The sequence below is a fragment of the Nocardia sp. GTS18 genome, from assembly GCF_013839555.1.
In the GTDB taxonomy this organism is placed as follows: domain Bacteria; phylum Actinomycetota; class Actinomycetes; order Mycobacteriales; family Mycobacteriaceae; genus Nocardia; species Nocardia rosealba.
The window spans coordinates 1-1,670 of record NZ_JACBIU010000065.1 but is presented as its reverse complement, the minus strand read 5'-3'; the positions used below and the strand labels follow the sequence as shown (position 1 = coordinate 1,670).

Sequence of the window (1,670 nt, the reverse complement as noted above, 5' to 3'; positions counted from 1 at the left end):
TTTATCATCACAATCAGGCTACACTACTTCTGATCTCTCAATTTCCTCGAGAGGGCAGTAGTTGTTTAGGCAACGAGATTCCCTTCGACGCCCACCGCCCCGCCGGGGCCGTCGGCGCCCCCGATGCCGTCGGCACCTCCGATGCCGTCGGCGCCCCCGATGCCGTCGGCGCCCCCGATGCCGTCGGCGCCCCCGATGCCGTCGGCGCCTCCGATGCCGTCGGCGCCTCCGATGCCGTCGGCGCCCCCGATGCCGTCGGCGCCCCCGATGCCGTCGGCGCCCCCGACGCCGTCCGCACCGCCCATGCCGTCGGCACCTCCGATGCCATCTGCGCCCCCGATGCCGTCCGCACCGCCCATGCCTTCGGTACCGCCGGTGCCGTCCGCACCGCCGAGGCCGTCAGCGCCGCCGATGTCGTCAGCACCACCCACCCCTTCTGTGTTGCCGCCGCCGTCTTCGTCACCGACTACGCCTGTGCCGCAGACGCCCTCTTCGCCTTCTGCGCCCCATACGCAGTCGTCGCCAGAGCAACCGTCGACCCCGGACACCCCGTCCACCCCGCCGCCGGGCGGCCCACCCATGCCGCCGACACCGCCCTCGGGTTCTCCGGAGTCGGGGGACAACGACCAGGCGCGCAGTGGGGATCCGCTGCGGGATGTGGCCGAGTTCCTGCGGGAGCAGCGGGATCTTCCGGGCCAGCGGGATGCGGCGCCGTTGTCGGAGGATGCGGCTTCGTATGCGCGGGCGTTGGGGGAGGCGCTCGGGTTGGGGGAGCGGTTCTCCGGGTTGCGGCAACCGTTGGCGGCGTTGGCCGAGCTTGCGGAGTTGGCGCGGGCTCGTGGGTTCCTGGACAGCGCCGACGGGCCGGCTATGCGGTACCCGGCCGACTTCGGGCCGCTGTCGGACACCGACCTCTACGGTGACGAGCAGTACTGGCTCACCGAGGCCGACGATGCGACATTGCGTGCGGTCCAGGAGGATCTTCGGCGCGCCGGTCTGCCGGTGGACCAGCCGTCCATGCCGACGCGGCAGATACCGCCGCAGGGTTCGCCGATTCTCGCGTCGAATCCGACTGGCCCCGCAGCCCGGGTGCCGGACTCGGATCCGAACCACGCCGCCGACCACGTGCCAACGCCTGAATCGGTGGATCAGACCCGTGATCGTCTGGTGCGCCGGTTCGATCTCAGCGATGCCGATCTCGCCCACCTCGGCGATACCGTCGCACACCTGCGGTATCGAAACCTGTTGCGCGCGGCCATGGTCGAGGCCATGGCCGCTGCGGTGGACCGCGTCGCCGGAATCAGCGGTCCCACCTTGCGCGCCCAAGCCGAAGGCGCGCGTGACGGCTGGGCTCGCAGGCTCCGCGTCGACCCCGACACCCTCGTGCGCGACCCGGATCGGGCGATCGCCGATGCTCGCGCCGAGGTCCGCCGGGAAGCCGATGACATCCTCGACCTGGCCGATGCGGTCCGTGTCACCGAGGGTGGCGACAATCCGGACGGGTCCCGCCGCTACAACATCCAGGTCGACGGAGATCGCGTACCCGCGCGGCTCGTGCCCGACGGCGATTCCCGCTGGCGGGTCGAAGAGTCCGAACGCCTCGACCCGCCAGCGGGAATCGCCGTCGGGCACGAGCCGCGCGGGTACGCGATCTCCGTCGACCTGGATGT

At 71.2% G+C, this 1,670-nt stretch carries 2 protein-coding genes; one reads left to right on the top strand and one right to left on the bottom strand.

Annotated elements, in window-relative coordinates:
* Nucleotides 1-65: 65 nt before the first annotated feature.
* Complete coding sequence (locus HYG95_RS24390; RefSeq protein ID WP_181701421.1) at nucleotides 66-431, bottom strand: hypothetical protein; 366 nt, start codon at nucleotides 429-431, stop codon at nucleotides 66-68.
* A 148-nt stretch (nucleotides 432-579) separates the two neighbouring features.
* On the opposite strand from HYG95_RS24390, the gene HYG95_RS24385 reads away from it, so the two are divergent.
* The coding region (locus tag HYG95_RS24385; RefSeq protein WP_181701419.1) for a hypothetical protein at nucleotides 580-1,670 on the top strand (1,091 nt) is incomplete at its 3' end.